The following is a 26,556-nucleotide window of genomic DNA, read 5'->3' as shown; positions in this document are numbered from 1 at the left end:
ATTATATAGAACCGAATTCCAGAAGTAAAGCATTTTCGAGATCACCCTTTATTTTTTCTCTTTAATGATGCCGTCCCGATATGCGCAAAGCAGCTCTTTGAGCTCTTCGATCCGCTCTTTTAAAGCCATTCCTGTATCCGTATCCCCCACCAGCAGTCTTCTCTGTGTCCTTTCCACCGCCACCTGACGGGAAACGATGTCGGTTCCATGAGCCACTGCGGCAGCCGCATTGGTAAAAGCTTCATGAGAGGCCAGCAAAAGGCCGTAGGAGTTATAAATCAGCGTATATCCTGCGATTCCTGTCTCTTTCTGATAGGCTTTGCAGAACCCGCCGTCAATTACCAGAACCTTTCCTTCGCATTTCACCGGACTTTCTCCCTCACTTTGATGAACAGGCACATGTCCGTTTACAATATGGATATTCTCTCCGGTCAGCCCGAACTCCTCCAGAATCCGATCCACCACTTCTTCATTTTCCAGAAAGGAATAATAGGGATTCTTTACTTCTTTATGGGTTTCTTTCTCTGTCAGGAAATACCGTTCAAAGGTGGTCATCTTATCTTTCCCGAATAAGGGAGAGTTGGGGCCTGCCCAGATGTACCACAGAATATCCTCTCCCCGTTTCTTCTCTTCGGGATCCAGGGCGAAAAAGGCTTTCCTCACATAGATCTCCAGCGCGTCATACAGGGATTTTCCCTGGTAAACTTTATCATAAATTCTCACCTGTTTAAAAGATCCGTCCTCATTGAGAGGCACACACCCGTGATAGAGCAGATTTCCGTTATAAACTTTATAAAGTCCTCCCTTATTTAAAAGAAGGTGCATATGTTTCTGCAGTTTCTCACAGTTTAAAAAGGCAGAACGCAGACGCTCCATCACTTCCTCTTCCTCGGCGGTCAGGGCATACGGATTTTTTCTGGAAACAGTGGGGAAACTGGTATCCTGCATCTGGTATTCTTTTCCCTGCAAAGTTATAGTTCCCTTATCAAAATCGATCCGGTGCAATAGACAGCGATCCTCCATCTGGAAGGTTTTTCTCCTGCGGATAAGCTGTCCTTCCAGTTTAAACTGGATGATGGTGATGGCTTTGTGCATTTTCATGACCAGCTCTGCTTCTGCTCCGCTGATGGGATGATTTCCTTTTAGTTTAAAACAGGTACAGGGATCCTCTTTATAGGTTTCCAGGGCAAAAGTGGCCAGAGGCAGCAGGTTGATTCCGTAGCCGTCCTCCAGAATATCCAGGTTTCCGTAGCGGGCGCAGTTACGGATAATAGTGGCGATACAGGAAGCCTGTCCCACAGCCGCTCCCATCCACACAACATCATGGTTTCCCCACTGAATATCCAGAGAGTGATATTCACTTAACCGATCCATAATAAAGTGGGGACCCGGACCTCTGTCATAAATATCGCCCAGCACGTGGAGGCGGTCAATGACCAGTCTCTGAATCAGCTCTGCCAGGGCAATGATGAAGTCCTCTGCCCTTCCTATCTGTATAATGGTATTGACGATGGCATTATAGTAAGCCTCCTTATCCAGCACTTCTGATTTCTCGGTAATCAGTTCCTCAATTACATAGGCATAGTCAGGAGGAAGCGCTTTGCGCACTTTAGAGCGGGTATACTTGGAGGCGGTTGTCTTACATACCTCTATAAGCCGGTACAGGGTGATTTTGTACCAGTTTTCCATATCCTCTTCTTCTTTTCTGGCCAGCTCCGTCTTTTCCTTGGGATAGTAAATCAGCGTAGCCAGAGAACGTTTATCCCCGGTTCCCAGGGTATGTCCGAAAACGTCGTCAATCTTCTTTCTCACTGCTCCGGATCCGTTTCTCAGAACATGGGAAAATGCCTCATATTCTCCATGCAGATCAGAGAGAAAGTGTTCTGTCCCTTTGGGCAGGTTTAAAATTGACTGCAGATTAATAATTTCCGTAGAAGCCTTGCCAATGGTGGGATATAATTCCGCCAGCCTCTGTAAATAGCGCAGTTCCTCCTTTTTCATACGCAATCCTCCTGTAATTTTTATACACCTGTAAAATCAAACAGGGAAATCTGATTGGAGTTTGGAATATCTCCAAACAGATGCAGTTCATCCATCAGGTCAATAACCGTTTTACTTACTTTTGTTCTCTGACGGAAATCATCTTTTGATAAAAACTTTCCGTCTTTGACCGCATCGACTACGGCGTCTGCCGCCTTGTCTCCCAGACCTTCAATGCTGTCCAGGGACGGCATCAGTTTCCCCTCTACGATCTGGAAGCGGTGAGCCTTTGCCCGGTAAATGTCAATGGGTTCAAACTGGAATCCTCTGGCATACATTTCCTGGACAATCTTCATATCTTTGATCATTTCCTGCTCTTTTTTGGAAGCAGCGTCCCCTTTCCGGTGGATTTCTTCCATATAAAATTCCAGTTTTTCCTTTCCCATACACATCAGTTCATAGGAAAAGTTGGTGGCTCTGATACTGAAATACGCCGCATAATAAGCCAGAGGATAGTAAATTTTATACCAGGCTATCCGGTATGCCATCATAACGTAGGCAGCCGCATGGGCTTTGGGGAACATGTAGGAAATCTGCTTACAGGACCAGATATACCAGTCCGGAACATTGTTTTCCTTCATAATTTCTTCCCATTCCGGACGCAGTCCCTTTCCTTTGCGGACGCTTTCCATTATGGTAAATGCCTGGCTGCTTTCCACTCCCATGTTAATCAGATACCCCATAATATCATCACGGGTACAGATAGCCGTGGAAATAGTCGCTTTTCCTGTCCGAATCAGTTCCTGGGCGTTCCCCAGCCATACATTGGTTCCGTGAGACAGACCGGAAATCCGGATTAAATCAGAAAAGCAGGCGGGCTTTGCCTCCTGCACCATTCCGATAACGAAGTCCGTTCCAAACTCGGGAATTCCCAGACATCCCAGAGGGCATCCTCCAATGTCCTCCGGCTTTATGTTTAATGCCTCTGTGCCGGAAAACAAAGACATCACCTGCGGATTATCCAGGGGAACTTCCTTGGCGTCGGTTCCCGTTAAATCTTCCAGCATACGGATAATCGTCGGATCGTCGTGTCCCAGAATATCGAGTTTTAACAGGTTTCCATCAATGGAATGGTAATCAAAATGGGTCGTAATAATATCAGAATTCACATCGTTGGCCGGATGCTGTACCGGGGTGAATTTCTCAATTTCCTCTCCGTGGGGAAGAACCACGATTCCTCCCGGATGCTGTCCGGTGGTTCTTCGTATACCGGTGCAGCCTTTTACAATCCGGTTAATTTCACAGTAACGCTTCCGCTGCCCCCGCTCCTCAAAATAATTTTTTACATATCCGAAGGCTGTCTTCTCCGCCAGGGTACCTATGGTCCCCGCCTTAAAAGTATGGCCTTCACCAAAAATGACTTCTGTATATTTATGGGCACTGGCCTGGTATTCTCCTGAAAAGTTCAGGTCAATGTCCGGCTCCTTGTCTCCTTTAAATCCCAGGAAAGTTTCAAAGGGAATATCAAATCCGTCTTTTCTTAAAGGAGAACCGCAGACCGGGCACTTCTTATCCGGCATGTCACAGCCGACTTTTCCCACGAACTTTTTCACATCTTCTGAATCAAAATCACTGTATTTACAGTGGGGGCACACATAATGGGGCGGAAGGGGATTTACCTCAGTAATTCCCGACATGGTAGCCGCAAAAGAAGAACCTACGGATCCTCTGGATCCTACCAGATAGCCGTCCTCATTGGATTTCCATACCAGTTTCTGGGCAATAATATACATCACCGCATAGCCGTTGGAGATAATGGAGTTCAGTTCCTTTGACAGACGCTCTTCTACGATTTTGGGGAGCGGATCCCCGTAGATTTCATGGGCCTTTTGATAACAGATCTCCTTTAAATCCTGATCGGAATTTTCGATAACCGGCGGATATTTATCCGGATGAATAGGAGAAATCTTCTCTATCTGATCTGCGATTTTATTGGTATTGGTAATTACCACTTCTTCTGCTTTCTCACTGCCCAGATAAGCAAATTCATCCAACATTTCCTGTGTGGTTCTCAGGTACAGCGGCGCCTGGTTGTCTGCATCGTCAAACCCTTTCCCCGCCATAATGATTCTGCGGTAGATTTCATCCTGGGGATCCATAAAGTGAACGTCGCAGGTCCCCACTACCGGCTTGTTAAACTGCTCTCCCAGTTTTACGATTTTACGGTTTAATTCTTTTAAATCTTCTTCTGAATGAATCATGTCGTGCCGATCGCTGGCAATCATAAAATAATTATTTCCAAGGGGCTGGATTTCCAGATAATCATAGAAGTTGACCAGCCTTGCAATTTCCTGTTCCGGCGCTCCCCGCAGAAGGGCCTGATACAATTCTCCTGCTTCACAGGCGCTTCCGATTAAAAGTCCCTCCCTGTATTTTTCAAAGACGCTTTTGGGTACCCGGGGACGGCGGTTATAATATTTCAGATGGGACAGAGAAACCAGCTTATAAAGGTGGATTCTTCCAATCTCATTTTTAGCGAAAATAATGGCATGGTAGGTGGGCAGCTTCTTAATGGTATTTTCCGATACAGCCCCCTCCTCATTCAGGGCATCCACATCACAGATTCCCCTGTCTTTTAACATCTCAATAAACTTTATAAAAATCTCTGCCGTACAGGCTGCGTCGTCCACAGCCCGGTGATGATGAGCCAGAGGAATACTCAGCGCTTTGGCTACGGTATCCAGCTTAAACCGGTTCAGCGACGGCAGAAGGAAGCGGGCGATTCCCACCGTATCCAGATAGGTGAACTCTCTCTCGATTCCCTGTCTTTTACAGTTTTCCTGGATAAAGCTCATATCAAAATCTGCATTATGAGCCACCATGACTGCATCTTTGCAAAACTCCATAAACTCAGGCAGCACCTGAGTAATCACAGGGGCGTCCATAACCATACTGTCATTGATGCTGGTCAGCTCTTCAATCCGATACGGTATCGGTACCTGCGGATTTACGAAGGTGGAAAATCTTCCTGTTATTTTTCCCTTTTCCACACGCACTGCCCCGATTTCAATAATCTCGCAGCTAAGAGGGGAAAATCCCGTAGTTTCCAAATCAAATACCACGAAATTCCCGTCCAGGCTCTGGCCTTTTCCGTTATTGACAATTCCCTTACTGTCGTCTACCAGATAGGCCTCCATTCCGTATAAAACCTTAAAATCTGCATCCGGAGGCACACAGCCGCCCCAGGAATCAAAACAGTGATTCGCTTCCGGGAAGGACTGAACCACTCCGTGATCCGTAATGGCAATGGCTTTGTGTCCCCATTCATAGGCCCGTTTTACCAGGGCTTTGGCATCGGTCACTCCGTCCATATCGCTCATCTTCGTATGACAGTGCAGCTCGACTCTTTTCTGGGGACTGGTATCCATCCGGCTGTTGGTAAAGTCGCTGATTTTCTTAATGCCGATAACGGATCCGATGGTCAGCTCGCTGTCGAACCGGTCAATGGTGGTAACACCTTTCAGTTTCAGGAAGGCTCCCTTCTTAACGCTTTCGCAGACCTCGGATACTGCCTCGTTTCGCAGAAACATTTTTACCACTATGGTATCTGTAAAGTCTGTCACCGGGAAGATCAGGATAGTCTTTTCATTTCGGATTTCCCTCTGTTCCAGATCCAGTACCTGCCCCCGGATTACCACTTCCCCCATCTCCTGGGTAATGGTTTCCAGAGGGATGGCTTCTTCCTCAAAATCCCGTCCGTATACAACATCAGGATTGGGATCTTTGCGGAAACTCCCTTTCCAGTTTCCGGACTTAAAGGACTTTCCTTTCGTTTCTCCTTTGGTTTCTCCGGGTGTTTCCTTCTCTTCTCTGACTTCCTCTTTTACAGGCTTTTCCTCGTAAAGATGGGCGTTTTTTATTACCTGACGCACTTCCTGTTCCATCTGAAGCCGGGCGTTTTTCCGGTATTTGCTCTCCGTCGTTTTCTCATAAACCGGTTCTACTTTCAGATTCATAGAGCATCGTTCGCAAAACACTTTTTCCAGATACTCGATGAGAATTTTCCCTTTTTCTCTGGCAATTACCGAATCCGGAAGGACAAGCTGCAGTTCCTCCTCTGAGGGAAAGGAAATCCTGGCCCTGGAAAAAAGATTGTATTCCAGCATATTATAGTTTTTCAGTTCCAACAGCATACTGGATCGATAGACCTTAAAAAAGTTCTCCGGCGTATACTGACTGGATAAACGAAACTTCTCAATAATTTTCACTTTCACCGGAAGTCCTGGGAAACACTGCCGCTCGATCATCTGCTCAAGCTTCATAATGTGCTTCTTATGGATCCAACGGGTACATTTAATATAGACCCGAAGCAGTGTCCGATCCGCGTTGCAGGTCACTTTGGTAACCAGAACTTCCGGCAGCCGCTTTTCCAGTTCTTCATCCGTCTCTAAATGGGGAAATACTTCTAAAAAATCTTTATCCATGTTGTTCCTTCCTTATTCCTCCCAGTGCAGAAGTTCCTCTCTGAGACAGGTTAAAAGTTCTTCTTCAGGAACTTTTTTTATCACTTCTCCTTTTTTAATCAAAAGTCCTGTTCCTACGCCTCCTGCAATTCCGATGTCCGCCTCTTTGGCCTCTCCCGGTCCGTTTACCACACATCCCATCACGGCCACTTTTAAATCCAGGGGAATATCTTCCACCATTTTCTCTACCTGATTGGCCAGTCCGATAAGATCGATCCGGGTTCTGCCGCAGGTAGGACAGGATACCACTTCAATTCCCCCCTGATAAAGTCCCAGAGTTTTTAAAATCCGTTTGGCGGAACGGATTTCCTCCAGAGGGGCTCCCGTAAGGGATACCCGGATGGTATCTCCGATGCCCTGAGACAAAATGATCCCCAGTCCCACGGCCGATTTAATGTTTCCGGAATATAAAGTTCCCGCCTCTGTGATTCCCACGTGGAGGGGATAATTGGTTTTCTCTGCAATCAGGGTATGGGCTTTGGCGCACATCATTACATCTGAGGATTTAATGCTGATTACCAGATTGTCATACCCCATATCTTCAATCAGTCTGGTTTTATCTAAGGCGCTTTCCACCAGTCCTTCTGCCGTAACTCCATGGTATTTTTCCACCAGTTCCTTTTCCAGGGAACCGCTGTTGACCCCTACACGGATGGGAATGTTTCTCTCCCGGGCACAGTCAACTACCGCCTGGATTCTGTCTCTGCTTCCGATATTTCCGGGATTAATCCGAATCTTATCCGCCCCGTTTTCCATGGCGGCAATTGCCAGACGATAATCAAAATGAATATCCGCCACCAGGGGAATGTGAATCTGTTTTTTGATCTCTTTTAACGCCTCTGCCGCCTCCATGGTGGGAACGGCGCAGCGGATGATCTGGCAGCCTGCAGCCTCCAGCTCTAAAATCTGTTTTACCGTCTGTCTGACATCCTCTGTTTTTGTATTGGTCATGGACTGGATTAAAATGGGATTTCCCCCTCCGATAACCTGATTTCCTATCTGAATTACCTTGGTCTGCGTCCGATGCATTTCTCTCTCCCTCTCCTTATCTGGCAATTTCCAGCAGTTTCATTTTCAGTTCCTGTTCCATTTTTCCCATCTCGGCTTCCGCCTGACGGCGTTTCTCCCTGCCCTCTTTCTGTATTTTCAGAACATCGTCCAGGGTCTGAATTAAAGACTGATTGGTCGCTTTTAATGTTTCCAGATCCACAATTCCTCTCTCCGACTCCCTGGCCGTTTCCACAGAAGCTATCCGAAGCGTTTCCGCATTCTTCCTTAACAACTCATTGGTCAGATCTGTGACCTGTCTCTGTGCCTTTGCCGCTTCCTGGGAATGAGCGATTCCAAGAGCCAGTACCATCTGGCTTTTCCACAGGGGAATGGTATTTACCAGGGTGGTCTGTATCTTTTCTACCATCACTGTATCGTTATTTTGTACCAGCCGAATCTGAGGCGCCGTCTGAATGGAAATCATCCGGGTAAGCTCCAGATCGTGAATTTTTTTCTCAAAGCGGCTGCATTTCTCTTCCAGATCCCTGGCCGCCTGGGCGTCCTCCGGAAGTCCGGTTATTCTGGCTTTTTCCACCAGATTTTTCAGCATTCCCTGCTTTGTCTCTGCCAGTTTCTTCTTTCCGGCCAGAATGTACATGGAAAGCTCTTTAAAATAAGTAAGATTCTGATCATACATTTTATCCAGAATGGCCGAATCCTTCAGTAACCGTACCTGGTGCTTCTGAAGAGATTCGCAGATTCTGTCCACATTTTCCTCTGCTTTTCCGTATTTCATTTTCATGGTTTCAATTTTATCGGCCTGCTTTTTAAAGAATCCGAAGAATCCTTTTTCTTCTTCTTTGTCTATGTCTTTTAATTCACCTACCACATGGGAAATCAGTTCTCCCACTTCTCCCAGATCCTGTGTTTTCACATTTTCCAGAGCAGCCTCGGAGAAGTCTGCCATCTTCTTCTGGGTTCCTGCCCCGTACTGCAGAATCTGTCCGGTGTTTGTCACATCGATTTTTTCTGCAAACTGTTCCACCATCTGCCGTTCTTCTTCTGTCAGCTTCGGTTCTTCCCATACGGCTTCTTCCCTGGGCTGCACACTGGGTTTTTCCAGATTATCCGGCTCTAACGTCAGGGAAATTCCCTGCTCCTCAAATATGTCCTTCATACGTTTTCTCCTTTTCTGGGTTTTGCAAATGCGTTTTCTGTCAGCCCTTCCTGGGCAAGCATGGTATGCAGCACGGATATGTCGCTGGAAATATCCCAGGCAGTATCCTGGAAAATAGAATCCAGCAGCTTTTCAAAAGCAAACACCAGGGTATCCAGCGTCTCCTCGATCTCTTTCCGGGCAGATGCAATATTGTCTCCCTGAACCGGCTGTTCTTCCAGCTCCTCATATGCCTCCAGCAGTTTCACTGTGGTGGGCAGGTAGTAGTCCATCATCTGTTTTAAATCCGGTAAAACCTCCGGATGTTCTTCCAGCCGTTCAAAGATTTTCTGAACTACCACTTCCATATGACAGATTTTCTCTGTCATCTGAGGCTGATCAATCTCCTGCCTGCACTGCTGCAGTCTTTCTCTGTATCTTTCCCCTTTTTTCAGAATCTCCCTTGCCTCTGCCGGAAGAGATTCTTCCAGAATTTCTTCTCTTTCTTCTTTCTGTCTCATCCGTCTCTGGAGCTGTTCATACTGGGAATAGGTCTCATTGCTGGTAATCAGACAGGTCTCCTGCAAATCCATATGTCCTTCTAAGAACCAGCCTTTCCCCAGCATTTTCTTGATGTCTTTTTTTATAAATTTCACAGACTTTCCTGTTCTCTGTGCAAATTTTTCAAATTCACAGTAAGTCTTATCCGCCAGAATAGCCTGGTATGCTCTGAACCGTTTCAAAAACCCTGCCTTATTGATTCCCACGGTCAGCAAAATCATCCCCAGGATGTCTCCGGTTCCTAAAATGGCCATGGCGCCTGCCCACAGGCCGTTGGCATGTCCCACTGCGTAGCCGATGACTGCCGCTAATATTCCCAGACTGGTACCGCTTACTAAAATTCCTCCGGTAATGGCCATCATGTAGGCTTTCATCTGCTCCCCGGAAACATGTTTATATCTGACCGGAGGTCTGGGCCGCTGTCTGGGCGGCTCTTTTGCCAGGACCTGGTTGCCTTTTTTTACCGCCTGACTGACCGTTTTATTTATAGTCTGATGAATGGTTCTGTTTAATTCCTGATAGTTTCTGGATTTTACTGCATCCTGGACGAGATTTTGTATTTTTTCGCCCAGATCCATCCATTCCTGATTTCTCATGTCTTCCTCCCGCACTCCTTCTCTCTGATAAAATCATTATAACGAAGTTACCTGCCGTTGACAAGGACGCCGGCCGGGCAGCTCCATAAATTTTATTTTTTATTGCACATTTCGCTGAAAAGTTTTACAATGGTAAACAGATAAATTGTTTACTGGGAGGAAGTTATTATGGAAAAAAAGAAGATTGACTGGTCCAACCTTGGTTTCGACTATCAGAAAACAGAATACCGTTATGTAGCTGATTTCAAAGACGGCAAGTGGAACGAGGGAGGTCTTACCACAGACGCCAACGTGGTGATTAATGAGTGTGCCGGCGTCCTTCAGTATGCCCAGACCGTATTTGAAGGACTGAAAGCGTACACCACTGAGGATGGACGTATCGTTACATTCCGCCCCGACTTAAACGCCGAGCGTATGGAGGCTTCTGCCGCAAGACTGGAGATGCCTGTTTTTCCAAAAGAACGATTTGTAGAAGCTGTTAAGGAAACGGTAAAGGCAAATGCCGCTTTTGTACCTCCTTATGGTACAGGCGCTACGTTATATATCCGTCCTTACATGTTTGGAACCAATTCTGTTATCGGTGTAAAACCTGCCGATGAATATCAGTTCCGTGTATTCACAACCCCTGTAGGCCCTTACTTTAAAGGCGGCATCAAACCTCTGACCATCCGTGTCTGCGATTTCGATCGTGCCGCTCCCCGCGGTACCGGACATATTAAAGCCGGTCTGAACTACGCTATGAGCCTTCACGCAATTGTGGATGCCCACAATCAGGGTTACGATGAAAACATGTACCTGGACGCTGCTACCAGAACGAAGGTGGAGGAGACCGGAGGAGCCAACTTCCTGTTTGTTACAAAGGATCAGAAGATTGTTACCCCGAAATCTGACAGTATCCTTCCGTCCATCACACGCCGCTCTTTGATTTATGTGGCTCAGAAGTATCTGGGAATGGAAGCTGAGGAGAGAGAAATTACTCTGGAAGAGGTTTACGATTTTGCAGAGTGCGGCCTTTGCGGTACGGCTGCCGTTATTTCCCCGGTTGGAAAAATCGTGGATCATGGAAAGGAAATCTGTTTCCCAAGCGGCATGAGCGAAATGGGACCTGTCACCAAGAAATTATACGATACCTTAACCGGTATTCAGATGGGACGAATCGAAGCCCCGGAAGGCTGGATTCAGGAAATCAAATAATTGTACAAAAAACCTCCGGAGCAGGTATTAGCACCTGCCCGGAGATTTTTTATTCTTCCTGCTTTTTTTATTTATTTTGCTTTTCTGACATATTTTACAAAACGGTATTCCAGATCAAAGTAGGTCTGTTCTTCACTGGATGCCGTAACCTCCCATTCCCCGCTCTCATCCAGATTAGGGAAATACCGATCCGCTTCATATCCGTAATCGATCTTAGTAATATGAGCCGTATCGCAGTAAGGAAGCAGCAGGCGGTAGATGCTCTCACCGCCGATGCAGTAAACTTCTTCTGCGGGATATTTTTCCAGCTCTTTTAAAAGTTCTTCCAGGGTATGGACAATCACGGCTCCCTTTGCCTGATAATTCTTATCCCTGGTCAGTACAATATTGGTTCTGTTTTTTAAAGGAAGTCCTCCGGGGAAACTTTCCAGGGTCTTTCTTCCCATTACAACCACTTTCCCCGTGGTTTCCTGACGGAAAAATTTCATATCTGCGGGAATACTTACCAGAAGTTTGTTTTCTTTGCCAATGGCCCAGTTTTTATCTACTGCTACAATAAGATTCATACATACACCCTTTCTTTTCTCTTAAACTGCTATGGGAATATTTTTAATCTGCGGCCCTGCCTGATAGTTCTCTACGATTAGATCCTCCACGGTAAACTCATAGAAATCCTTCACGTCCGGATTCAGTTTTACGGTGGGTGCCGGATATGTGGGCCGGCTTATCAGTTCTTTAATCACGGGAACATGTCTGTCATAAATGTGACAGTCGGAAATCACGTGAACCAGTTCTCCGGCCTCCATGCTGCAGGCCTGGGCGAACATCATCAGTAAGATGGAATACTGGCACACATTCCAGTTATTGGCTGCCAGAATATCCTGGGAACGCTGATTTAAAATGGCGTTTAACACCAGCTTGTCCCTGTCCGGTTCCTTTGTCACATTAAAGGTCATGGAATAGGCGCAGGGATACAGATTCATCTCATGAAGATCCTGATGCACGTAAATATTCGTCATAATCCTCCGGCTGTAAGGATTGTTCTTCAGATCGTATAATACCCGATCCACCTGATCCATCATGCCTTCCTTATACGGATGCTTAACCTGCATCTGATAACCATAGGCCTTTCCTATAGAACCGTCTTCATCTGCCCAGCTGTCCCAGATATGGCTGTGTAAATCATGGATATTATTGGATTTCTTCTGCCAGATCCAGAGTATTTCATCCATGGCGCTTTTTAAAGCGGTTTTCCTTAAAGTCAGAGCCGGAAATTCTTTTCTTAAATCATAGCGGTTCACCACCCCAAACCGTTTAATGGTATAAGCAGAAGTTCCGTCTTCCCATACGGGTCTGACCTTTTCTCCTTCGGTACTGGTTCCGTTTTCAATTATATCTTCACACATCTGTATAAAAATCTGATCTGCATAACTCATCGTTTTTTCACCTCATTCTGCAGTTTTGTTTCAATTATAATATAGCCCTGCCTGTTGTGCAACACGAAACTTTATGCTATATTATTAGGCATGAGAGTACTGATTACATTATTAAAACCATTATCTTTTCTCCCGGCTCTGCTGATGATGTATATGATTTATTCCTTTTCCGGCCAGACGGGAGAGATTTCAGGAGAACTGAGCTATAAAGTCAGCTATCAGATTGTAAAAGCGGAAAACATTCTTCTGGATAAAAATATGGATGAGGGCCAGATGGCCGCAAGAGCTGACGGTATCCATTATTATGTACGAAAGGCTGCCCATATGACAGAATATTTTCTTCTGGCTGTGGCTGTTTCTCTGCCCCTTTATGTTTATGGAGTCAGAGGGATCTGGCTTCTGATCCTGGCGGGAGGATTCTGTGTGGCCTTTGCCTGTCTGGATGAATATCATCAGTCCTTTGTGGGAGGCCGCAGTCCTGCCGTTAAGGATGTGTTCATTGACAGTGTGGGCGTGTTTGTGGGGGTTATCCTGGTACAGATGTTCTGCTGGTCCACCCTGCACAGTCCGGGCCGCAGGAAAAAATATAAGAGAAAGAAGAGACGATAAGAAAAATCAAAGGAAGCTGCTGCACTTTGCAGCAACTTCCTTTTTTCCATCTTACTCCGCTTTTTTCTGACTTTCGTCTTCGAAGTATTCCATATTTTTATAAATATGTTCCCGCATTAAATCCATGGCTCTTTTTCTGTCTCGTTTTTCTATGGCATCCAGAATCAATTCATGGTAATGTACACCAATGTATCCCATGCGCTTAATGACATCTTCCATGGATTCCATCAGGATTTCCCTGAGAATGTGATTGGTCTGGATGATCAGCGAATTTCCTGTCATTTTGCCAATCTGCATATGAAATTCCAAATCCTGTCTGGCAAATTCTTTACTGTCGTCTTTCTCCGCGCTGTCAATCATCTGATCCAGGATTTCTCTCAGCCTTTCTATCCCTTTCTGATCTGCCCGCAGTGCGGCAAGGCCTGCTGCCTCCGCATCAATAATCTCACGGAACTCAAACACCTGCATATTCGAATTCTCTCCTAAATAGACCGTTGGGATTAACAGATTCATGTTGTCTCCCACATCCACCTTTTTTACAAAAGATCCTTCCCCAAGCTTTGTTTCAATCAGCCCTAAAGTGCTTAATTTCTGCAGAGCCTGACGTATTGTAATTCTGCTTACGCCGAACATGTCTGCCAGTTCATTTTCCGACGGAATCTTCTCGCCCTGTTTCCATTCGCCCTGAATCAGCAGTTTCTTTAATTGTTCAAATACCTGTTCTCCCACATGAACTCTCTGAATTGGTTTTATTCCCATTAGTTTTTTCCTCCGAAATTCTAGCCATATTATACCATTTCTGAGAAATGCTGTCGAGAACCTGATACTTCTAAATCTTCACCCTTTGATCTCCCAGGGCTGTCCTCCTGCCAGGCATCCTCCATCCACATGATACATCATACCAGACATATAAGCCGAAGCATCACTGGCAAGCAAAATAGTCATCCCCAGCAAATCTTCCGGTTTTCCGGGACGGGCCATGGCAATTCGATCCAGCATATATTTGGAACGCATTGGATCTTCCCAGAGCTGAGCCGTAAGTCTGGTACTGATGTGTCCCGGGGACAGAGCGTTGGAGCGGATTCCATATTTGGCCCATTCAATGGCCTGAGATCTGGTAAGGGCTGCCACCCCGCTTTTGGAAGCGCAATAGACCCCGTTTCCCCCTAACATCATTACCGCATTATAGGAAGTTACGTTAATAATACTTCCCTTTTGTTTTTCTTTCATATGCTTTGCCACGGCCTGACTCATGAAATAAGTTCCCTTTAAATTCACATCTATAATCCGGTCAAAGGTCTCCTCATCTCCTTCTAAAAGAGCAACCCTTTTATTAATTCCGGCCAGATTCACCAGCACATCTATCTGTCCGTACTCTCTGATGATTTTCTCTGTTGTCTCTTCTATATTGGCTAAGTCCGTTACATCTAATACGTAAGTTTCTCCTTTGCCTCCTTCCTGCAGAATCTCTTTTCTCAGCTCTTCCAGGCCGTCTTTTTCTCTGTCGCACAGCATCATGGTTCCTCCTGCCTGTGCCATCCCCTTTGCCAGGACCCTTCCGATGGCTCCTGCAGCTCCGGTCATAAGAATTACTTTTCCTTCCAGGGAAAAGAGTTCATACAGTTTGTCTTTCACCTGTTCTTTCATATTCTTCGTCCTTTCTGCCTGCTTAGTTGTAATATCTATTTATCACCTGCTCTGCGAGCTCGCACCATTTCCACAGACGCTGTGGTTCTCCCCGCAGAGTAATAATGGTTTTCATAATAATTTCCAGATGACAGTGATACTTCTGCGCCCACTGGCAGGCCTCTTTTAGCTCCTTTTCCAGCAGATCCCAGGCCGGCGTATCCAGGGTCAGATAATTAGAATTGGGTTTAAAGGATATTACGGTATTTCCTCCGATTTTCTCCATTCCATTCTCCAGCTTTGCAAAAGGTGACATGGAGACTTTACGCAGATTAGAAAATGTATGAAGCTCCGGCACCTTATTATCCAGCCTCTCACAGCATCCGTAATAAATATAAGCAAACATATCCGCCCATTCTTTCTCATAATCAAAGGCGAATTCTTTCGTCCGGCCGGGATCCACACAGGTCAGAATCTGATCTGCCGCGTCTCCCCAGTTGTCTTTCAGCCTTCCGCCGATACCTGTCCGGGTAGGGCCGGGCAGAGTGTCTGTATAACCGTAACCGCCGGGTCCTACGCAGGTGTTGGTATTGTTGGATGTAATCAGGCCCAGGCGTTCATATTCCCTGGCGCGGAAAACCGATACATCCACATATCTTCTTACGGCTTTATGCATAAATTCCGGATTCATAACAAAATCAAACATTCCCTGTTCAATATTCATCCAGGGAAGCATGTCATCCCAGGGCACGAATTTAAAATAATCAATTCCATACAGCTTCACTTCCAGAATCCCCTGAAAAATTTCCTGCATCAGTTCCAGCCGCTCCCTGGTCTTTTTCTCATCATAGATAATTTCCGGAAACTGGATTTTGGTCTCCAGATCTTCTTCCGTATCCAGAACCCTCTCAAAATGTTTGGATCTGGACACGGCTTCCTGCTTCTGTTCTGTGATTTTATCTGCGTCCGGCGCCGTTGGTTCCAGTCCGAACAGGCTGTCCGATACACATACGGGACAGCGTACTTCCGGAAGGATTACCCGGTGCAGACGCATATGTTTCCACTCATAAATCTTCAGCAGCAAATCCTGTTCCACTGTCTTTAAAAATTCATCCTCTATGGTTGTAGTCAGTTCAGCCCCCACGTTCATTAAAAAAACCGGATAATCTCTGACCAGCAGCGCCGGCTTTGTCATATGAAAATCATTGACATTTTTCCAGATTTGAATATGTTCTTTCTGTATGGGATCTGCGGCAATCTCCGCCACTTTCTTCCCCAGTTCCCTTAAACGCGCCACATCTTCGCTTCTGACTCTATAAGCCATATTCTTTTATCCCTCTCTTTCTCTTAATATACGATTTCAGGAAGTATTAAACTAAACTGGGGAATCAGTACACAAAGTACCAATACCACCAGCAGCGAAATTAAACAGGGTACTAAATATTTAAAGGTAGACTGCATGGGCACTCCGATTAGAGAGGTGGTTGTGGACAGAAGGACTCCCACAGGGGGTGTGATCTGCCCGATGACCAGAGTTAACACTACCACCAAACCAAACTGAATGGGATCAATTCCAAACTGAATCGCCATAGGATAGAGCACCGGGGCGAAAATAACCGTAGCCGCACAGGTTTCCATGAACATTCCCAGAATCATCAGGAAAATAACTACAATAAATAAAACGCCCAGAGAACTGTGGGTAATGTTTCCTAAAAATTCACTGACCATCGTGGGGAAGTTTACCCTTGCAAGCTGCCATCCCATAATGTTAGCCATGCCATTGAGTATCAGGATCGTAGCGCCGCTTAAAGCTCCTTTTGCAAAAACTTCCGGTAAATCTTTCAGTCGGAAGCCTTTATAGACCACCCTGCCTACAATTAATCCGTAAATACAGGCCAGCATTCCGGCCTCGGAAGGGCTGCAGAATCCGCTCATGGTTCCCCCGATAATAATAACCGGCATCAAAAGCGCCCAGACGGCCTTTAAGATAACCCTCACTTTTTCCTTTGCCGGCATCTTTTCACTTTTAGGAATGTTGTTTTTCTTCGCGTAGAAATAGGAAACAATCATCAGAGCGATACCCATTAAAATCCCGGGTACCACGCCGGCCATAAACATAGAACCTACAGAAATTCCTGCAATCGAACAATACATAACCATCAGGATACTGGGCGGAATAATGGGTCCAATGGTTCCCCCGCAGGCCTGCAGCGTGGCCGTAAAAGACTTATCATATCCGTCCTTATTCATCGCCGGCACTAAGATATTTCCAAATGCAAGGGCTGTAGCCACGGAAGAGCCGGAAACAGCGGCAAACAGCATGCAGGATACCACACACACATGAGCCAGTCCTCCTCTTAAATGGCCCACCAGAGCTTTGGCAAAATTCACCAGCTCCTTAGATATATTTCCCGCCTCCATAATGGAACCGGAAAGTATAAAAAATGGAATTGCCATCATAGCTACCGAATTCATTCCCGCAAAGACACGGGGAACAATTCCTAAAATATCCACGTTTCCGTCCAACAGCACCGCAACAGAACCTGCCGCTCCCATAGCAAAAGCAAGTGGCACTGCAAAAATCAGCATCATAATAAAAATCAGGAATAAAACCGCTGCTGCCATCTTTTAATTCCTCCCTTCTTCCTCTGCAGTTCCCCCTGTTTCCTGTTCTTTCATCTGCCAAAACTCCCCCAGAATATTTTTCAGCTGTCCCACGGCACACAGGATCATTCCGATTGGCATACAAAGATAGACATATCCCATGGGAATTCGCATGGCTGCAGATTTTGCAATCAGATTTTTCGTTACCAGTTCAATGCAGGGGCCCGTAAAATAAATTACAAAGACCAGTAAAATCACATTTCCTGTCAGATACATGATTCTTCTTGCTTTTTCATTGTGTACAAAGGTTGCCACTAAATCTACTACCAGATGCTCTTTCCTGACGATTAAAACCGGGGCTGCCAGAAAGGTCATCCAGATCATCACAAATCTCTGGAGTTCGTCAGCCCAGGCCAGGGGATGACCGGCTGTCCTGGTAACAACATTGGCTGCACAGACAATTAAAAGAATCATTAACAGATACCCTGCAAGGTAATACAAAACTTTGAAAAACTTATCCAGATACCCGTCTGCCTTTTTTAACAGATTCATAAGACCACCTCCCTCCGGTTCTCTCATTCTGTCAGACTTTGAATACAGTCAATTAACTCCTGTCCGCCTTCCACGTTATCTGTATATTCCTTCCAGACACCCTGGCAGGCTTCCCGGAATTCTTCTTTATCTACGTCTGCAAATTCCATTCCTTCCTCTTCCAGAAGTTTCTCATATTCACTGTCTGCCTCAATGGCTCTCTGATAATGATTCTGCGCTGCCTTTTCTGCACACTGTGCAACAATGGTTCTGGCCTCTTCCTCCATTCCCTGGTACACGCTCTCATTGATCATCAGACTCATATCACAGAAAATATGTCCTGTTTTTGCCGCATATTTTACCTGTTCATATAAGGCGCTGGTATATACGGTATTATTGGAGTTTTCCAGGCCGTCTACGACTCCCGTCTGCAGAGAAGTGTACATCTCGCTGAAAGAAATCGGCGTGGGCGCGCATCCTAATGCCTCGAAAGTAGAAACATACAACGGTACATCCGGTACCCTTATCTTCATACTTTTCATATCATCTAAATTTTCAATTTTCTCTTTTGAATAAATGTAGCGGAATGCGTCCATGCTCGGGCCGATTACTCTTACGCCAATCTCGCCGGCCATGTCTTCAATCATTTCCCTGAAGGGATCACTTTCATAGAAAGCCTCTACATTTTCCCAGTCCTGAAATACATAGGGCAGAGCCACTACATCTGCTTTCGGATAAACGGTGGCCAGTGTCGGAAAGTCATTCAGACACATATCTATGGTTCCCATTCTGACTGCCTCTGCGTTTTCTGACTGGTTACCCAGCTGACTGTTTCCGTACAGCTCTATCTTAATTTTTCCTCCGCTTTCTTCCTCTACAAGATCTGCAAACTCCTGGGCAAACTCACTGGCTGTGTGGGTATCGTTTAAATGATGCGCCAGTTTCAGCGTATATTCCTGTCCGGAATATCCGCTGCCTGTGCCAGAGGTTCCTTCCCCCGCACCTGGTTCTTCAGAATTTCCCCCGCACCCTGCAAAAGAAACTGTCAGTATAAATGCCAGTACTACACCCGCTAATTTTTTTAACATACATTCTCCTCCTGTACCTTCACCCATAAACAAATGTTAAAATCCTTTTTCTGCCTTTTTCAAAAGAGCAAGAGATACGGCCGCATCTTTTTCAAAATCCCGGCTGTAAGCCTCCAGGCTTATTCTTCCGTCGTATCCGGCTGTTTTCAGCGCCTGAAAAAACGGCTGATAACTGCTCTCTTTTGCCTGCCTGGGATAAACTCTCCCCATTGGCTCAGCAAAATGCACATGACGTAAATAAGTCTCTCCTTCTTCTGCGATATGTTCCACAGGTTCCTTCTCTTCTGACAGATGGTAGAAATCCACCAGTACCTTCACATTCTCCTGGTTGATCCTCCTGGACAGCCGGCAGCCTTCTTCAAAAGTATTGATAATATTGCATTCCTCCTTACGAAGCGGTTCGATTACAATGGTAATCCCGCATTCCCGTGCCGGCCGGCTGATTTCCCGCAGCAGATTTACAATCTGTTCATACCCTTTCTGAAACGGAAAACCTTCCGGTATGTTTTTGGCCGGACCACTTCCGAATACAAGGATCTGTGTTCCCATTTCCCTTGCCCGCCTTAAGGCTTTTCTGACATAGTTTCTCATTTCCCTGCCGGAAACCTGTTCTCCTGTCAGGCGCAGAGAAGCAGGGAAAAAGTTGTTGCACACTTCGCAGGCAATTCCGGATTTACGGACTTTCTTTTTAAATGCTTTAAACTCTGCTTCAGATAACATCATTATTTCTGCCAGGGGAAGTTCTGCATAATCGAATCCCATCTCTGCCAGCTTTTCTATCCATTCGATTCCTGTTTTGTCCTCGCCTTTTGCAACCATATTCAGGCAACAGCCGTATCTCATTTCTTTCCTCCCGATCTGTTTACTTAATCCTGGTTCCTGTCAGCTTTTCATAAAATTTTGCAACTGCACTGTGATCCTTTTGCCCATAGCCATCAGCCCGCAGATTCTGCATCATTTCCATGACCACAGAGGTCAGCGGCAGCGGGGCTCCCACTTGGTGGGCCGTTTCCAGAGCGTTATTTAAATCCTTAATATGTAAATCAATTTTAAATCCCGGCTGATAATCTCCTGCTGTGATCATTGGTACTTTGGCATTCATAACGGTAGAACCTGCCAGTCCGCCGCGGATCGCTTCAAAGACCTGGCCGGGATCTACGCCCGCCTTTGTACTTAGCATAAACGCCTCCGATACCGCCGCAATATTTAAAGCTACAATAACCTGGTTAGCCAGCTTGGTGGTGTTTCCGGCTCCTGTCTCCCCGCAGTAAACAGCGCTTCCGCCCATAGCCATCAACACATCATAGACTTCTTCATACACTTCCCTGTCGCCTCCCACCATGATGGACATGGTTCCGTCAATGGCCTTAGGCTCTCCCCCGGAAACAGGAGCATCTATCATTTTAACTTTTTTCTTTTTGCATTCCCGGCAGATTTCTTTCGAAGCCAGGGGGGCAATGGAACTCATGTCAATCAGGATGGTTCCTTCTTTTGCTCCTTCCAGTACCCCGTCTTTTCCCATAATTACTGCCTTTACATGAGGCGAATTCGGCAGCATGGTAATAATCAGGCTGCACTGTTCTGCCACATCTCTGGATGATTTCGCCCCGGCAGCTCCCATTTCCACTGCCTTTGCCACATTCTCTTTTAAAATATCATAGGCGATTACCTCATGGCCTGCTTTCAGCAGATTCTTCACCATCGGTTTCCCCATAATCCCTAATCCGATAAATCCGATTCTCATTTTCTGCTGCTCCTTTCTTTTGTCAGTTCATTTATTTCCCGGATGGCTCTGGAAATTTCTTCTTTGGTCAGTCCGTAGTAGTTCAATACCTCCTGATACTTATGGGCGCTGCTTCCAAACGTATCCTGTACGCCCACAAATTCTATGGGCTTACACTCTTTTCTTAATACTTCCGCTACGGCGCTTCCCATTCCGCCTTTCACATTGTGCTCTTCTGCTGTCACAATTCCCCGGCAGTCCTTTACAAGTTCTTTTACCCGTTCCTCATCCATGGGTTTAATGGTGGAAATATTGATAACCTTTACTGAGACTTCCTTTTCCAGTTCCCCGGCGGCCTCCAGCGCCAGGCCCACCATATACCCGGTTGCAAAAACGGCAATCTCGTTTCCCTCTTTCAGGACTGCAGGTACCCCTATCTGAAACGGTTTCCCTTCCTCTGTCACATTGGGGTAATCATTCCTGTTCAGCCGGATATAGCAGGGACCCTTCATTCTGGCCATAGCCTTTACCGCCTCTGCCGTCTCATTGGCGTCCGCCGGACAGAGTACTGTCATATTGGGAAGGGCTCTGAAGATTGCCATATCTTCAATGCATTGATGGGTGGCTCCGTCTCCAAAGTCCGACATCCCGGAGGAAGAGCCGCAGATCTTCACATTTAGTTTTCCGATTGCAATGGTCTGACGAATCTGATCAAATGCCCTCCCTCCGGAAAATACTGCAAAAGAATTGGTGAAAGGGATTTTTCCCGTCTGAGCCAGACCAGCCGCCACGCTTGTCATATTCGCTTCTGCAATTCCCATTTCAAAATGCCTTTTGGGAAACTTTTCCTCAAACATTTTCCCCATAGTGGAACCTCCCAGGTCTGCATCCAGAACCACAATTCTGTCATCCTTTTCCCCCAGCTCTACCAAAGTGTTTCCATATGCTGTCCTCTGATTTGTACAGCTCATACCTTTCCCTCCCTTTCTCAGATCAGCTCTTCCAATGCCTGCCGATACATTTCTTCATTTAACATTCCATTGTGGAATTTCACCACATTCTCAGCAAAGGAAATTCCTTTTCCCTTCACTGTTTCTGCAATAATAACTGTAGGCGCTCCTTTTATGGTATCCGCTTCATCCAATGCCCTGATAATTTCCTTCATATCGTGGCCGTTAATCTCAATCACATGCCATCCAAAACTTAAAAACTTTGCGGAAATACTGCCTGAGTCCATCCGTTCTTTAATTCTTCCATTGGCCTGAAGGTGATTCTGATCCACAATGGCCACCAGATTATCTGCCTTATAGGCGCTGGCTGCCATGGCCGCCTCCCATATCTGTCCTTCTGCAATTTCGCCGTCTCCGCACAGAACGTAAACCTTTCTCTCTTTTTCATCCAGCTTCATTCCAAGCGCCATTCCCAGGCCGATGGAAAGTCCCTGTCCCAAAGAGCCAGTGCCTGCCTCAATCCCCGGCGTCTTCAGGAAATCCGGATGTCCCTGCAGATAAAATCCGATTTCCTTCGTATGCTTCAGATCTTCCACCGGAAAATAACCGCTTTCTGCCAGAGCCGCATACTGCAAAATTGCCACATGCCCTTTACTCAGCAAAAACCGATCCCGGTCTTCAGACTGTGGATTCTGGGGATCATGTTTCATCTTGTAAAAATACAAAGCCGCCACAAGGTCTGCCGATGAACAGGAACCGCCAAGATGTCCCGCCACTCCTGTTCCGATACTGAGTATCACATCCCGCCTCAGCCTCTGCCCCATCCTTTCCAGATTCTTAATAAATTCTTTCCCATGTTCCATACCTACTCCTCCGTTTACTTGCAGGTTGTATGTTGTAACCTGTTAGTTGTATTACAAGTTGTAACTGAATTATAATATACACTCCAAAAAGAATCAATAACTTCTTTCTTTTCTCCTGTCATTTCATGAATATTACTAATATTTCTTTTCTGTTTTATGTAAATTCACACAAAAAAAGACTGTTACAGAAATTATCCAAACTCTGTAAACAGCCTTTTCATCCATTTGCTATTTTTATTTATCCTGATTCAGATCCTCGTCCCGGTCTTCTTCCTCCGCGGGCTCTTCTCCTACTTCCTGGCTTTCCTCTGTTTCATTCATTTCCTCCGGCTCTTCCGGAATTTCTTCCACATGCTGTCCGGCCAGGAGCTGGCTCTTTTTCGCTTTAGCCTCTTCCATTGCTTTCGCCTGCTGCTCTTTTTCTTCTTTATTGATTTTTGCCCAGCCCTTCATGCCTGTATAAAGAAAAATCACACCCATTACTCCGAAAAATATGGAGAATAACCAGAACCACTGGGTCGACGCAGTCCCGTCAAGTAACCCCTGTACCATCCCGAAGGTGGTCCAAAGCAGGTAAATCCCTGCCAGTGACCGAATTGTATAGCTCCATTTCATACTCTTATTCCTCCTCTGTTTTTCTATTTTCAGGAAACTGCAAACTGACTTTCATACAGCTTCGCATAAAAGCCTTTTCTGGCCAGCAGTTCCTCATGTTTTCCCTGTTCAATAATATTTCCGTCCTTCATAACCAGAATGCGATCCGCCTCCTGAATGGTGGAAAGGCGGTGGGCTACGATAAAACTGGTCCTTCCTTCCATTAACTTTTCAAAAGCCTGCTGTACCTTTCTTTCTGTACGTGTGTCAATGGAAGAGGTGGCCTCATCCAGAATCAGCATCTTGGGACGCAGAAGCATCACCCGGGCAATGCACAGAAGCTGTTTCTGCCCCTGGGAAATGTTTCCTCCGTCCTCTGCAATCACCGTATCGTAACCTTTAGGCATTCGTTTAATAAAACTGTGGGCATGGGCCTGCTTTGCCGCCTCAATGACTTCTTCCAGGGATGCATCCGGCTTTCCGTAGGCAATATTTTCCCGGATGGTTCCTGACTTCAGCCAGGTTTCCTGCAGCACCATTCCAAAGCTTCTCCTCAGACTGTCTCTGGTAAGATTTTCCACCGGAAATCCACTGACAAAAATCTGCCCTTTATCCACATCGTAAAACCGCATCAACAGATTTATCAACGTAGTTTTTCCACATCCTGTGGGACCTACAATGGCAATTCTCTGTCCCGGCTTCACATCCAGGCTGATGTCCTTAAGAAGGGAAACTTCCGGCTGATAAGAAAACGAAATCTTTGACAGCGCCAGACTTCCGTCTGCCTCCTGAAGTTCACCGGCATCTTCCTTATCCGGCGTCTGAGCCGGTGTTTCAATAAAATCAAAAATCCGCTTGGCACAGGCCAGAGCATTTTCCAGTTCCGTTACCACTCCGGAAATTTCATTAAAGGGCTTGGTATACTGATTGGCATAGTTTAAAAAGCTGGTAAGCTGGCCTACCGTAATGCCGCCCCCAATGGCTATAAACGCTCCGAAAACTCCCACTCCCGTATAAACCAGTCCGTTGACAAACCGGGTAGAAGGATTGGTAATGGAAGAAAAGAACAGGGCTTTGATTCCGCATACCCGCAGCTTTTCATTTACCCTGCGAAAACGCTCCATGGCTCTGTCCTCATAGGAAAAAGCCTGAACCACCTTCTGGTTTCCCACCAGTTCCTCCACCAGGGAAGTCATCTCTGCCCTTGTCTCCGACTGTACCCGAAACATATGATAGGTACGGGCGGCAATAAAGCTTGCCACAAACAGAGACACCGGGGTTAATACAATGACCAGAAGGGAAATCTTCACACTGATGGACATCATAAATAAAATCGTTCCCAGTATGGTAAGCACGCCGGTAAAAAGCTGGGTAAATCCCATTAACAGTCCATCGGAAAACTGACTGACATCGGTTACAATCCGGCTTAAAATATCTCCCGGCTGATGTCTGTCAATATAGCTTAAGGGCACTTCCTGTAAATGGCGAAAGGCCTTGTCCCTTAAGTCCTCCACCACTTGATACGTAATCTGGTTAGTAAGAAGATTCATCAGCCACTGAGACACAGCCGTTCCTGCTACTGCCAGAGCCAGTAAAATCAAAACTTCTGTCAGCCGGCCCATATGGATTTCTCCCGGCCCGACGATCTGATCCACCCCTTCTCCGATAAGAATGGGCGTATATAATGTAAGGGCCACCGTAATGACTGCCAGAAGAAGCATCCCTGCCAGGCGCAGTTTATAGGGTTTCACCAGCCTCAATACCTTTTTTAAAGTTTCTTTTTGTTTCACGACCGGTTCACCTCTTTCTCTGATAACTGAGACAGACAGATTTCCCGGTAAACCGGGCAGTTCTCCATCAGCTCTTTGTGGGTTCCTTTCCCCTGCAGTTTTCCGTCGTCCAAAACCAGAATCTGATCTGCCTGCCGGATGGAAGCCGCCCTCTGGGATACAATAAAGACCGTCATCTCTCCCTCCAGACGGCTCACGGCCCGGCGAAGAGCCGCGTCCGTGGCAAAGTCCAGGGCGGAAGCGCTGTCGTCCAGAATCAGAATTTCAGGATTTCCCACTAAAGCCCTGGCAATGGTCAGCCTCTGTCTCTGTCCTCCGGAAAGATTGGTTCCTCCCTGAGAAATCATGGTATCCAGTTTCTCCGGCTTTGCCTCTACAAACTCTCTGGCCTGGGCAGTCTCCAGAGCCTTCCAGATTTCTTCCTCTGTGGCGTCTTCTTTGCCCCATTTCATATTGTCACGAATGGTGCCCTTAAATAAAACGGCATGCTGGGGAACCATTCCTGCCTTGGTTCTCAGTTCTTTAAAAGAATACTCTTCTGCCGGTATTCCATCCACCAGCACCTTCCCCTGATTCACATCATAGAACCTGGGAATCAGATGAACCAGCGTGGATTTTCCGCAGCCGGTTCCCCCGATGATTCCTATGGTTTCTCCGGGACGGGCCCGGAAATCAATATGGGACAGGGCCGGTTCCTGGCCGTTGGCATAAGTAAAAGTCACATCCTGAAACTCCACCCTGGGGCTCCCTTTCTTCCTCCTGTCAGATAGGGTTTCCGCTGTTGTTTCTGTGAGAGAAGGATAGGTGTCAAATACTTCGTTGAGACGGATGCCTGAGGCAGTTGCCTTGGTAACCGCCACGATTAAGTTGGCCAGGGCTAATAGAGCCAGCAGAATCTGGGTCATGTAATTGACCAGCGCTACCACCTCGCCCTGGGTCAGCGCCCCGCTGTCCACCTGTCTGCTGCCCACCCACAGAATTCCCATAATCGCCAGATTCATAATCACGCAGGTGGCCGGATTCAGCAGAGCGGAAATCTTACCCGCTTCGATCTGAATTCTGGTATATTCTTCATTTTCTCTGCTGAAATCTTCCGTCTCTTCTTCCTGACGGCAAAAAGCCCGCACCACTCTGGCTCCCACATGATTCTCTCTGGTAAGCAAAGAGATTCTGTCCAGAAGTTTCTGCACCTGTTTGTAAATAGGTACCGTTGACTTCATGATCCAGTAAATGACAAGGGAAATCAGCGGCACCGCTATAAGGAAGAGAACCGCTGTCTTTGCGTCAATGGTAAAGGCCATAATTACGGCTCCCACCACAAGGAACGGAGAACGTAAAAACAGCCGGAGCACCAGATTCACCCCGGTCTGGGCCTGATTCACATCATTGGTAATCCGGGTCACCAGGGTGGGCGTCCCCAGAATGTCCAGCTCTCTGTAAGAAAGACGGTTAATATGGGCAAACAAATCCTCCCTTAAAGCTGTGGAAAACCCCATGGCAGCCCTGGCTGAAAAGTACTGGGCCGTCAGGGAACAGACCAGTCCCACGACTCCCAGAAGAACCATAACACCGCACATCTTCCAGATATACGGTGTATTTCCGGTCCCGATTCCAACGTCGATAATCTGGGTAACCACCAAAGGAACAATCAGTTCAAAGGTGGCTTCCAGCATTTTAAAAAGAGGCGCCAGTACACTCTCCTTTCTGTATCCTTTTAAGTAGCGCAATAATTTTCTCATTCT

General features: G+C 46.4%; 22 protein-coding genes. 2 read left to right on the top strand and 20 right to left on the bottom strand.

Annotated features, from left to right (window positions below; all coding sequences use genetic code 11):
* Positions 1 to 48: 48 nt before the first annotated feature.
* From B5F53_RS09620 to B5F53_RS09600, 5 genes are read right to left on the bottom strand one after another with little or no spacing between them, the layout of a single operon-like run.
* The gene (locus B5F53_RS09620; RefSeq protein ID WP_087222766.1) at positions 49 to 2,001 is read right to left on the bottom strand and encodes a fructose-1,6-bisphosphatase; all 1,953 of its coding nucleotides are present in this window, start codon (positions 1,999 to 2,001) and stop codon (positions 49 to 51) included.
* 20 nt (positions 2,002 to 2,021) lie between these two features.
* A complete protein-coding gene (locus B5F53_RS09615; RefSeq protein WP_087222764.1) occupies positions 2,022 to 6,464 on the bottom strand; it encodes a PolC-type DNA polymerase III in 4,443 nt (1,480 codons plus the stop codon).
* A gap of 12 nt (positions 6,465 to 6,476) precedes the next feature.
* The gene (gene ispG / locus B5F53_RS09610) at positions 6,477 to 7,559 is read right to left on the bottom strand and encodes a flavodoxin-dependent (E)-4-hydroxy-3-methylbut-2-enyl-diphosphate synthase (RefSeq protein ID WP_275532200.1); all 1,083 of its coding nucleotides are present in this window, start codon (positions 7,557 to 7,559) and stop codon (positions 6,477 to 6,479) included.
* Complete coding sequence (locus B5F53_RS09605) at positions 7,549 to 8,670, bottom strand: toxic anion resistance protein (RefSeq protein WP_087222760.1); 1,122 nt, start codon at positions 8,668 to 8,670, stop codon at positions 7,549 to 7,551. The genes ispG and B5F53_RS09605 overlap by 11 nt, the downstream gene beginning before the upstream one ends.
* Complete coding sequence (locus B5F53_RS09600; protein WP_087222758.1) at positions 8,667 to 9,806, bottom strand: 5-bromo-4-chloroindolyl phosphate hydrolysis family protein; 1,140 nt, start codon at positions 9,804 to 9,806, stop codon at positions 8,667 to 8,669. Before B5F53_RS09600 ends, B5F53_RS09605 begins: the two co-directional genes overlap by 4 nt.
* Before the next feature lie 168 nt (positions 9,807 to 9,974).
* On the opposite strand from B5F53_RS09600, the gene B5F53_RS09595 reads away from it, so the two are divergent.
* Positions 9,975 to 11,000: a branched-chain amino acid aminotransferase gene (locus B5F53_RS09595; RefSeq protein WP_087222756.1), complete on the top strand. Its 1,026-nt coding sequence runs from the start codon at positions 9,975 to 9,977 to the stop codon at positions 10,998 to 11,000.
* 71 nt (positions 11,001 to 11,071) lie between these two features.
* Here B5F53_RS09595 and B5F53_RS09590 read toward each other — a convergent pair whose 3' ends face one another.
* Positions 11,072 to 11,566 (bottom strand): dihydrofolate reductase, encoded by a 495-nt coding sequence (locus tag B5F53_RS09590; protein WP_087222754.1) that lies wholly within the window; start codon positions 11,564 to 11,566, stop codon positions 11,072 to 11,074.
* A gap of 21 nt (positions 11,567 to 11,587) precedes the next feature.
* Positions 11,588 to 12,436: a thymidylate synthase gene (gene thyA, locus B5F53_RS09585; protein ID WP_087222752.1), complete on the bottom strand. Its 849-nt coding sequence runs from the start codon at positions 12,434 to 12,436 to the stop codon at positions 11,588 to 11,590.
* 90 nt (positions 12,437 to 12,526) lie between these two features.
* On the opposite strand from thyA, the gene B5F53_RS09580 reads away from it, so the two are divergent.
* Positions 12,527 to 13,045 carry a VanZ family protein gene (locus tag B5F53_RS09580; protein ID WP_087222750.1) on the top strand — a complete coding sequence of 173 codons (519 nt, stop codon included), beginning with the start codon at positions 12,527 to 12,529 and terminating at the stop codon, positions 13,043 to 13,045.
* Between the two features lie 51 nt (positions 13,046 to 13,096).
* Here the strand turns inward: B5F53_RS09580 and B5F53_RS09575 are convergent, their stop codons facing one another.
* The 13 genes from B5F53_RS09575 to B5F53_RS09515 form a co-directional block, all read right to left on the bottom strand.
* The gene (locus B5F53_RS09575) at positions 13,097 to 13,804 is read right to left on the bottom strand and encodes a FadR/GntR family transcriptional regulator (RefSeq protein ID WP_087222748.1); all 708 of its coding nucleotides are present in this window, start codon (positions 13,802 to 13,804) and stop codon (positions 13,097 to 13,099) included.
* Positions 13,805 to 13,882: 78 nt separating this feature from the next.
* Positions 13,883 to 14,692: an SDR family NAD(P)-dependent oxidoreductase gene (locus tag B5F53_RS09570; RefSeq protein WP_087222746.1), complete on the bottom strand. Its 810-nt coding sequence runs from the start codon at positions 14,690 to 14,692 to the stop codon at positions 13,883 to 13,885.
* A 22-nt stretch (positions 14,693 to 14,714) separates the two neighbouring features.
* The gene (locus B5F53_RS09565) at positions 14,715 to 15,995 is read right to left on the bottom strand and encodes a hypothetical protein (protein WP_087222745.1); all 1,281 of its coding nucleotides are present in this window, start codon (positions 15,993 to 15,995) and stop codon (positions 14,715 to 14,717) included.
* Between the two features lie 23 nt (positions 15,996 to 16,018).
* Positions 16,019 to 17,296 carry a TRAP transporter large permease gene (locus B5F53_RS09560; RefSeq protein ID WP_087222743.1) on the bottom strand — a complete coding sequence of 426 codons (1,278 nt, stop codon included), beginning with the start codon at positions 17,294 to 17,296 and terminating at the stop codon, positions 16,019 to 16,021.
* 3 nt (positions 17,297 to 17,299) lie between these two features.
* Positions 17,300 to 17,827, bottom strand: a complete 528-nt coding sequence (locus B5F53_RS09555; RefSeq protein ID WP_162610570.1) for a TRAP transporter small permease — start codon at positions 17,825 to 17,827, stop codon at positions 17,300 to 17,302.
* Between the two features lie 23 nt (positions 17,828 to 17,850).
* Positions 17,851 to 18,894: a TRAP transporter substrate-binding protein gene (locus B5F53_RS09550; protein WP_162610569.1), complete on the bottom strand. Its 1,044-nt coding sequence runs from the start codon at positions 18,892 to 18,894 to the stop codon at positions 17,851 to 17,853.
* Between the two features lie 36 nt (positions 18,895 to 18,930).
* Positions 18,931 to 19,737, bottom strand: coding sequence for a sugar phosphate isomerase/epimerase family protein (locus B5F53_RS09545; RefSeq protein WP_087222737.1), 807 nt, complete (start codon positions 19,735 to 19,737; stop codon positions 18,931 to 18,933).
* Positions 19,738 to 19,756: 19 nt separating this feature from the next.
* The gene (garR, locus tag B5F53_RS09540) at positions 19,757 to 20,638 is read right to left on the bottom strand and encodes a 2-hydroxy-3-oxopropionate reductase (RefSeq protein ID WP_087222735.1); all 882 of its coding nucleotides are present in this window, start codon (positions 20,636 to 20,638) and stop codon (positions 19,757 to 19,759) included.
* Positions 20,635 to 21,588 carry a transketolase family protein gene (locus B5F53_RS09535; RefSeq protein ID WP_087222733.1) on the bottom strand — a complete coding sequence of 318 codons (954 nt, stop codon included), beginning with the start codon at positions 21,586 to 21,588 and terminating at the stop codon, positions 20,635 to 20,637. The genes garR and B5F53_RS09535 overlap by 4 nt, the downstream gene beginning before the upstream one ends.
* 17 nt (positions 21,589 to 21,605) lie before the next feature.
* Positions 21,606 to 22,430, bottom strand: coding sequence for a transketolase (locus tag B5F53_RS09530; RefSeq protein WP_087222731.1), 825 nt, complete (start codon positions 22,428 to 22,430; stop codon positions 21,606 to 21,608).
* Positions 22,431 to 22,664: 234 nt separating this feature from the next.
* Entirely contained in the window at positions 22,665 to 23,045 is a 381-nt protein-coding gene (locus B5F53_RS09525) for a hypothetical protein (protein ID WP_087222729.1), read from the bottom strand.
* Between the two features lie 29 nt (positions 23,046 to 23,074).
* The gene (locus B5F53_RS09520) at positions 23,075 to 24,814 is read right to left on the bottom strand and encodes an ABC transporter ATP-binding protein (protein ID WP_242970286.1); all 1,740 of its coding nucleotides are present in this window, start codon (positions 24,812 to 24,814) and stop codon (positions 23,075 to 23,077) included.
* Positions 24,811 to 26,553 carry an ABC transporter ATP-binding protein gene (locus tag B5F53_RS09515; protein WP_087222727.1) on the bottom strand — a complete coding sequence of 581 codons (1,743 nt, stop codon included), beginning with the start codon at positions 26,551 to 26,553 and terminating at the stop codon, positions 24,811 to 24,813. The genes B5F53_RS09520 and B5F53_RS09515 overlap by 4 nt, the downstream gene beginning before the upstream one ends.
* Positions 26,554 to 26,556 lie beyond the last annotated feature (3 nt).

It is taken from the genome of Blautia sp. An249 (assembly GCF_002159835.1).
Classification (GTDB): Bacteria; Bacillota; Clostridia; order Lachnospirales; family Lachnospiraceae; genus Blautia_A; species Blautia_A avistercoris.
This window is presented reverse-complemented; position numbering and strand designations above follow the sequence as displayed.